The sequence below is a fragment of the Myxacorys chilensis genome, assembly GCF_059505265.1.
In genome coordinates, this window is record NZ_JCACKG010000132.1 from 1 (window position 1) to 8072 (window position 8072).

The window sequence follows — 8072 nt, forward strand, 5'->3', positions numbered from 1 at the left end:
TCTGAGCCAACGCTGCCAGTTGTGCCTGAACTCGTTGAAGGTATAAGTCAATTTGTTCATAGCAGTGAAATGCGCCGTGAGTCTAACCAGTCGCTGCACCGGAACGTGCCAAATTGATTGATTGAGTTTTCAAGGTTATCTGCGTCCGGTGAGCTTGGTTGTTAGGCAGCGAGGGTGAAAAATAGACTTAATCAGAATTAAGAAAAGCAATCAATTCTTAAACCGATTTCAAATCTTCTTGCAGATTGTTTGTCCATTGAGATACCGAGCACTTTATTACCGAGAAGGTCTAATGAAAAGAGAGTTAGCGATAAATTTTTTGTTCTCGTTTGTGGGCGGCGCAATGATCTGGGCCTTGTCACCATCTTTATCCGGGCAGGTCGAGCCGTGGGATGCGGAAGGTTTTTATTATTCTGTAGCACTTCTTATTGTTGGCCTTACCGTTGGCTTTGCTCGGCCTAAACATGTTTGGTCACACTATGCCGGTATTGTTCTTGGTCAACTGACGTATATGCTTTTTATTCCAGTTCTGCCCGGCAGTTCGTTAATTCTTGTTGGAGTCGCTTTTTTAGCGGTTTACTCCATAATCGCTTTAGCAGGAGCAGCAAGTGGGGCCTGGTTTCGTCGCGTCAGCCGGGGTGCGTGGTGATTTTGCTGCCTAACAAGGCACTGCAGCGAACCCGGCTCTCGCGCTCCGGTTGCAATCCACGCCGTCACCACGGGCCGGGTCGCTGAGCTTGGGTCGTTATAGACCGCATGAATCTCGATGCTGGTGTGCGTACCGCAGCAGATCAAAACTTCTACACGCGCAATCAAAGGAAAAGAGATGAAAATACGCTACGGGTTTCAACAGGTCGGCGATGTCGAAGTGTTCTACCGTGAGGCTGGGTCAAGCGATGCGCCAGTGATACTGCTGTTGCACGGCTTTCCGACCGCTAGCCACATGTTCCGCGACCTGATCCCTCTGCTTGCCGATCGCTTTCGGCTCGTCGCGCCGGATCTGCCTGGTTTCGGGCAGACCAAGGCACCGTCACGCGGAACGTTCGACTACACGTTCGACCGCCTTGCCGACGTAATCGAGGGCTTCGTCGATGCTTTGTCGCTCGATCAATACGTACTCTACATCTTCGACTACGGTGCGCCAGTAGGTCTGCGTCTGGCGATGCGCCATCCTGAACGGATATCTGCAATCGTCTCGCAGAACGGCAATGCCTATCTTGAAGGTTTCAGTGACGAATGGGGGCCGTGGGAAACCTATTGGCGCGAACCGAGCGCAGCAAACCGGGAAGCCTGCCGACCCTCGCTCGCACCGGACACAATCCGGAACTGGCAGTATGGTACCGGAGCCGATCCAACCCTTTTGTCACCCGACGGCTACGAACTCGACATCGCCTACATGGGGCGGCCAGACGCGGAGGAGATCCAGCTCGATCTGATCTTCGACTACCGCAGTAACGTTGCGCTCTATCCAGCCTTCCAGTCCTACTTTCGAGAGCACCGTCCGCCGCTTCTCGCCGTCTGGGGTCGTCATGATCCGGCATTTCTGCCCGCTGGTGCTGCCGCTTATCAGCGAGATCTCCCGAATGCAGAGATTCACCTGCTCGACGCCGGACATTTCGCGCTGGAGACTCATGCAGAGGAGGTGGCAACGTTGATCCGCGCGTTCCTCGACAGAACGCTCGGTTCCACGCTGCGTCTTGAAGGTGATTGCACAAGAATCTGACAAAACACCCTAAGAATCTGAAAGAAACCGAGCATTAGGAGTCATTACACTCAGACTATGAAAACAGCAGATAGGAAGCAAAAACACATTCTTCGCGATAAGGGACATTCCATGAAACTCTATCATATGCCCGGTGCCTGTTCGCTGGCTGATCTCATCGTTCTTGAATGGATTGATATGCCGCACGAAATCGTCAGGATGAGTCTTGAAAGCATCAAGTCACCAGACTATAGCTGTAGCCAATTAGATTAGGACACAGATTATAAGTCAAGATAGTTGCCGTAAAACAACCATCATTAATCACGTAACTAAAAAGGAGTTTGATCGTGCAGAAAATCGCACTTGACACTATCACTGAAGCCGTCATTAATCATGGCGATCGCGGCAAATCTCACCCGCGACTCTATGAAATTTACACGAGCTTGGTTCGACATTTGCATGACTTTGTGCGTGAGGTGAAGCTGACTGAATCAGAATTGCAGCAGGGACGTAATTTTCTCAACCAGGCAAGTCATCACACTCAAGAGATTCCCACTGGAGAGATCCATCTGTTAACGGATCTACTAGGGATCTCAGAGTTGGTAGAATTGCTGCACGATGCCCATCGCGGTACAGAAAGCAATTTAGAAGGACCCTTGTATGTGCCGAATGCACCAGAACGGCAGATGGGCGATCGCTTGGGTATTGATACAGAAGGAAATTCGCTTTTCCTGTCAGGCAGGGTTTTAGATTTGAACGGTCAACCGATCGCCAATGCTCTGATTGATGTTTGGCAACCCAACTCCAAAGGATTATATGATATCCAAGATCCATCTCAGCCGTTGGGGAATTTTCGGGGACGTTTCAAAACGAACAAGAGTGGAAAGTATACGTTTGAAACCGTAGTGCCAATAGGTTACAAGGTGCCAACCAGTGGTCCATCTGGCGAGTTGTTGCGACTGTTGGGACGGCATCCCTGGCGGGCAGCTCACATCCATTTCAAAGTCAGTGCCCCAGAGTACACGTCGCTGACAACCCAATTTTTTATTGCTGGTGATCCTCACCTGAATTCAGATACAACCTTTGCAGTGCGATCAATGATCGTTGAATTACAAAAGCACGAAGCGCTAGACGAACTCAAGGCACGGAATCAAAGTAAACAGTTTTACACAACGGAATTTGATTTTGTGTTGAAACCCGTTACTCTCTCTAGCAGAGAATTATAAAGCAACGGTTGCACATTATGTCTACACCATCAATCCAGAACAATCCGCTAATTGGCATTTGGAAGTTAATTTCTGCAACTGCCATTTACGCTGATGGAACGGTGACTCCAGACGTGTATGGAACTCATCCGGTTGGCTACATCACTTACACATCAGATGGTCACATGATGGTGATGTTTTCTAGGAGCGATCGCTCAGCGCTGAGTCAGGAGGTCAGATCACCGCTGACTCCCCAGATGCAATCTTTACCCGTGGAAGAGCTTGCTCAAGCATTTACAACATTCAATGCTTACGCTGGAACTTATACGTTGAGTGGCAACACAGTAACTCACCAGATCAAAATTGCATCAATTCCTAATCGCGTTGGTACAACGTTAGTTCGCACCTTTACTCTTAATGAGAGCCGACTAACGCTCGTGACGCCGCCAGTCTTGAGTGATGGTGTTGAAGCGGTTTTTGAGCTGCTGTGGGAACGCATTATAGCAAGGGGAGTTCGTTGTCGATAACGAAGTAGAGGCAAGTACGATCACTTTTCACTCACTGAAAACGTCGCTATCCTCGGTTATCTCGACGGACGAAACTGGCTCACTGGCGAACGATCGATTGCCGCTCCCTACCTGTTCGTCATTCTGCGCTGGGCGATCAACACTCAGGCTGGTTGTCATTCCCGGCGGGCCGCACGCCATCAACTGGACTCACGCTGATCAGGTCAATCCCGTGTTACTGGACTTTCTTCAGCAGGAATAATCAGTGATCTGCTGCATTTCTGGCTTGTGAAAAAACTCTGTGATTCATCAGCTGAGTCAGGCTCAAATGATACACATATTTGTCTAGTTCTGAAGAGGCAATTCTATGACTGTCCCCACTCAAACGTCTCGAACCGTTGCCGGAGTAATCAACAGCGTTGAAACACTCGAAGGGGCCGGATTTCTAGTACGTCGGCCCTTTCCCAAAAGTAGCTTCTCTGAATTTGACCCGTTTCTCCTCCTCGACGAGTTGGGTCCGATTAATCTAAAGCCGGGTCAGGCAAAAGGTGCACCCGATCATCCGCACCGGGGCTTTGAAATCGTCAGCTATGTCTTGGATGGACGGTTAGAACACAAAGATTCTGCGGGGCACGCCGGGCTACTAAATCCGGGTGATGTCCAGTGGATGACAGCAGGTGCCGGGGTCGTGCATTCCGAGATGCCGGAGTCAATGTTTACCCAAACTGGTGGACGGCTCCACGGCATTCAACTATGGGTCAATCTGCCACAACGAGACAAAATGATGCCACCCCGCTATCAGGAAATTCCAGCGGCTCACATTCCGGTCGCTCAAACCGAAGATAGGTCTGTGACAGTGCGGGTGATTGCGGGAGAAGCGTTAGGGGCAAAAGCCGTAATTCAGACGCGCACGCCGATAACTTACCTCCACTTCACACTGCAACCAGGGGCAACGATAATCCAGCCTGTACCCAAAGAGTACAACGCCTTTGTCTATGTACTGGAGGGGTCTGGGTTGTTTGGGACAGAGCCAGCGCCTGGTGATGATGGGCAGATGGTGCTCTTTTCTCAAGATGGAGAAGATGTAGTGATCTCCAACCCTGCTGATGCTCAGCGTCCTCTAGATCTTCTGCTGATTGCAGGTGTACCCCTTAACGAACCAGTCGTGCGCTACGGTCCGTTTGTAATGAACACTGAAGCTGAAATTACTCAAGCGATCAACGACTACCAGGAAGGAAGGATGGGACAGATTTATGCCTAACACATTTCAATATTGGACTAGTCAACATCAACGCTTGAGTGAGATACGAATCAAACTACTGCATCTGCACAAGCTTTTACTAGAGACTGAGCGTCTTACCTATGAGCAAGTTCGAGGGCAAGTTTCTAGAGGTGAATTGCTACAACTGGTGATTAGTCATAAGCAGTTTGCCTGGTTGCATCGACTCTCAGAATTGATTATCCAAATCGATGAGTTGCGTCATGCCGATGAACCTGTTACATCAGAGGCAATTGAAGCGATTGACAGTGACATTCGTACACTGCTCAGCCCCGACGAATTGGGCGATGAGTTTGCCATGAAGTATAATACGGCGCTTCAACGCCACCCCGATGTCGTGTTAGCTCATGCAGATGTCGTGATGTTGCTGACCTCTGACAGTATTCAACCTCCGAAATTCACAGATTCTGAACTTGCTCCGATTGTGTAATTGCAAACCTCCTTGCTTTTCTCCCAAGCACCTATGAGGCAGCAGCCAACTTAGGACATTGGGATCGAGTAGCCCTGGAGCGTTCCCCAACCGTGTAAGGCTAACAAATTGCAAATTGCTGAAGCGGATGGACTAGCGACCTTGATACAAAGTTTGAGGCGATCTGCTGCCACTTAGAGATACTAAATGGATAGTGGATAACCGGTCAACCATTTTGGCAAATGGCAGTTATACAACGCGGTAAGCAAACAAGGAGCATACGCAAAAATGGTTAAAGGTAGGTTAGAAGCATTCAGTGATGGGGTAATTGCTATTATTATCACCATTATGGTACTGGAGTTAAAAATACCTCATGAGTCAGATTTAGCTGCGCTACGTCTGCTGATTCCAACCTTTCTAAGCTATGTGTTGAGTTTCGTGCATGTTGGTATCTACTGGAACAATCACCATCACCTGTTTCAGGCAGTCCGGCAAGTGGATGGTTCAACTTTGTGGGCAAACCTACATTTGTTGTTCTGGTTATCACTATTTCCTTTTGTCACCGCGTGGATGGGTGAAAATAACTTTGCTGCGTTGCCTGTGGCGCTTTATGGTGTGGTTTTCTTGTTGGCTGCGATCGCCTACTTCACTCTGACCCGCACACTTGTTTTTCACCACGGTCAAGATTCCACACTTGCAAACGCTCTTGGTCGGAACTTTAAAGGCAAGTTATCGGTATTGATTTATGCAGTTGCAATTCCACTTGCTTTTGCAATCTCTTGGCTTGCGTGTGCATTATACGTTCTGGTTGCAGTCCTGTGGCTCATTCCCGATCGTCGTATTGAAAAGGCGTTGAACTCATAAAGTTCCATGTTCGATGCAACAAAAACCAGCTAACAAACCCTCTGCACCAGCATGAATATAGGTTGTTGGTCACAGACAAAGGTGATCTGCATCCGGTGCGCGGGAACATTCTGCCGCTTAAACCTAAGACGGGAAGGTGGCTGATTCTCATACTGCGACATCTGGCGCTTTCGCGGCAACAAGATTGTCGAATTAAGAGCTTTCGTAATCCCAACCGAAGTCAAAGCTGAAACCAGCAACGCAGCGTAAATCGTCCACAAAAGGTAGGAGGTATTCTCATGAAAAACGCAACTTACGTGGAGTCTGCCCGACAAGGTAAGTATCGGGGGTGGCGGTATGTTCTGGGACTGGTGGTCATCCTCTTTGCGTGGCTGGTGGTCGGGACTGGTGCCAGCGTACTCGTCGCGTTCGCGCTCAGCGGCCAGCCGGATTACTACGTGCTTGGTCCTTTCGGGAAGTTCCTGTTTGTTATGGTAGGTTTCCCATTTTTCCTCGCGGGGGTTCTCATCGCCGTTACCCTTATCCACCGCCGTCATCCCCTGACGCTCATCACGGCGCGGAAGAAGATAAGCTGGCGTCGCATCGGTCAGGGGTTTGTGGCGTGGTCCGTTCCAGCGTTTCTGCTAGGCGTGCTGGGACAGTACCTCTTCTACCCTGACAGCTTTTCTTTCAACTTCGACCTGGCGACGTTCGCGCTCTTCGTGCCACTGGCACTGGTCTTCACCGCGATCCAGACCACCACTGAGGAGCTTTTCTTTCGCGGATACATCGTGCAGGGCGCGAGCATGATCTCGACCAACCGCGTTTTTCTGGCGCTCATGGCGGCCGTGGTATTCACCCTGCCGCACCTCTTAAACCCGGAGGTGAGCGCAGGCGGCTGGCTCACGGTCTTCTCCAACTACTTCCTCGTTCCGGGTCTGTTGTGGACCGTGGTCTCGTTGATTGACGGCACCACTGAACTCGCCATCGGCGCACACTTCGCGAACAATATCGGCAGCATACTCCTGTTCAACATAACTGGAAGCGCCCTGCCCACACCGGCTCCGTTCACAATCAGCGAGTATCACGCGACCTACGGGGCGCTATCGGTGCTGGTTGCAATACCCATATTCCTGGCGATCGCCTACAAGGTGTTCAAACGCGACGAGGCATCCGAACCCGTTTTCCAGAGCGATCGGATTGGTCGTCGATGATCTCATCAGTTTGTAAAACCATCAGCAAATGCACCAAAGGTGTTGATCACCATGTCTAAAGTTCCTTCTAACCAACCGCCGGACTCAGGAAAGACCGCCGCCACCTCATCCCGACCTAATAGGGTTCCGCGTCCAGGCTTGCCCGAATGCATTGTTGGTCTTATCGTCTTTAGCGTAGTTGGGTACGGAGTCGGATCACAACTCTCGCGGCTCGGACTCGATCCCGTGGTTTATGGGCTGATCTTCACTGCGCTGTCTGGTGTCGCAGGCATCGCCGGGTTCTCGGCAGCGGCGTTGCTTCGGATTCGTTCCTGGAGTGCCTTCAGCGTCCGCCGGGTCTCGCGGCAATGGCTGCTAATCGGGGTCGGAGCAGGACTCGTCGCGTTCGTCGTCAAGAGTCTGGCGACCCTAGCATATACCGCTATCACCGGAGACAGTTCTACCCCTCAGACCATGTACGCCGAAGGTGGCAGTGGCGGGGTGCTGTCCTTAATCCTGGCGACGTTGTTTCTCGGTATCCTCACACCCTTGGCGAGGAACTGCTTTTCCGGGGCGTGATTGCCAATGTGTTGCTGCGCTATGGGTCAGTTTTCGGGGTTGTGAGCAGCGCCTTGATCTTCGCCCTCATGCATGGCATCAATATCGTTTTTCCCACAGCCCTAGTAATGGGACTCGTCGGTGCTGAACTGCTGCGCCGTAGCGGCTCGGTCTGACCCACTGTCGTTGTTCACGTTGTCATCATCTGCCGACTCCGGCACTGGTAGCCGCTGGCATGGGCTGAAAGGAACCGCAGTATACCTCAATAAGGAATTCATCATGCAATATCTTTCACAGGATTTAATCCTTCTTGCACTCAATTCCCAAACTGGAAAAACTCGCTTCTCTTGGTACTCTGCACTCGACTATGGCTTGGT

The 8072-nt window shown here is 50.7% G+C and carries 12 protein-coding genes; all 12 read left to right on the top strand.

The features are described 5' to 3' along the window. Positions 1–292: 292 nt before the first annotated feature. A complete protein-coding gene (locus AC5JLB_RS10115; protein ID WP_495873707.1) occupies positions 293–649 on the top strand; it encodes a hypothetical protein in 357 nt (118 codons plus the stop codon). 117 nt (positions 650–766) lie between these two features. Further along, positions 767–1723, top strand: a complete 957-nt coding sequence (locus AC5JLB_RS10120; protein ID WP_495873708.1) for an alpha/beta fold hydrolase — start codon at positions 767–769, stop codon at positions 1721–1723. Positions 1724–1780: 57 nt separating this feature from the next. Continuing rightward, entirely contained in the window at positions 1781–1975 is a 195-nt protein-coding gene (locus tag AC5JLB_RS10125; protein ID WP_495873709.1) for a thioredoxin domain-containing protein, read from the top strand. A gap of 74 nt (positions 1976–2049) precedes the next feature. Continuing rightward, positions 2050–2928, top strand: coding sequence for a dioxygenase family protein (locus tag AC5JLB_RS10130; RefSeq protein ID WP_495873710.1), 879 nt, complete (start codon positions 2050–2052; stop codon positions 2926–2928). A 17-nt stretch (positions 2929–2945) separates the two neighbouring features. Further along, a complete protein-coding gene (locus AC5JLB_RS10135; RefSeq protein WP_196513975.1) occupies positions 2946–3434 on the top strand; it encodes a lipocalin-like domain-containing protein in 489 nt (162 codons plus the stop codon). Positions 3435–3780: 346 nt separating this feature from the next. Continuing rightward, positions 3781–4674: a pirin family protein gene (locus AC5JLB_RS10140; protein ID WP_495873711.1), complete on the top strand. Its 894-nt coding sequence runs from the start codon at positions 3781–3783 to the stop codon at positions 4672–4674. Next, positions 4667–5122 carry a hypothetical protein gene (locus tag AC5JLB_RS10145; protein WP_495873712.1) on the top strand — a complete coding sequence of 152 codons (456 nt, stop codon included), beginning with the start codon at positions 4667–4669 and terminating at the stop codon, positions 5120–5122. Before AC5JLB_RS10140 ends, AC5JLB_RS10145 begins: the two co-directional genes overlap by 8 nt. Next, entirely contained in the window at positions 5122–5220 is a 99-nt protein-coding gene (locus AC5JLB_RS10150; RefSeq protein ID WP_495873716.1) for a DUF5996 family protein, read from the top strand. The genes AC5JLB_RS10145 and AC5JLB_RS10150 overlap by 1 nt, the downstream gene beginning before the upstream one ends. Positions 5221–5389: 169 nt before the next feature. Then, complete coding sequence (locus AC5JLB_RS10155; RefSeq protein WP_495873713.1) at positions 5390–5965, top strand: TMEM175 family protein; 576 nt, start codon at positions 5390–5392, stop codon at positions 5963–5965. A gap of 278 nt (positions 5966–6243) precedes the next feature. After that, positions 6244–7158, top strand: coding sequence for a CPBP family glutamic-type intramembrane protease (locus AC5JLB_RS10160; protein ID WP_495873714.1), 915 nt, complete (start codon positions 6244–6246; stop codon positions 7156–7158). 51 nt (positions 7159–7209) lie between these two features. Then, positions 7210–7716 carry a hypothetical protein gene (locus tag AC5JLB_RS10165; protein ID WP_495873715.1) on the top strand — a complete coding sequence of 169 codons (507 nt, stop codon included), beginning with the start codon at positions 7210–7212 and terminating at the stop codon, positions 7714–7716. Between the two features lie 8 nt (positions 7717–7724). Next, positions 7725–7871, top strand: coding sequence for a CPBP family glutamic-type intramembrane protease (locus AC5JLB_RS10170; protein ID WP_495873717.1), 147 nt, complete (start codon positions 7725–7727; stop codon positions 7869–7871). The last annotated feature ends 201 nt before the right edge of the window (positions 7872–8072 follow it).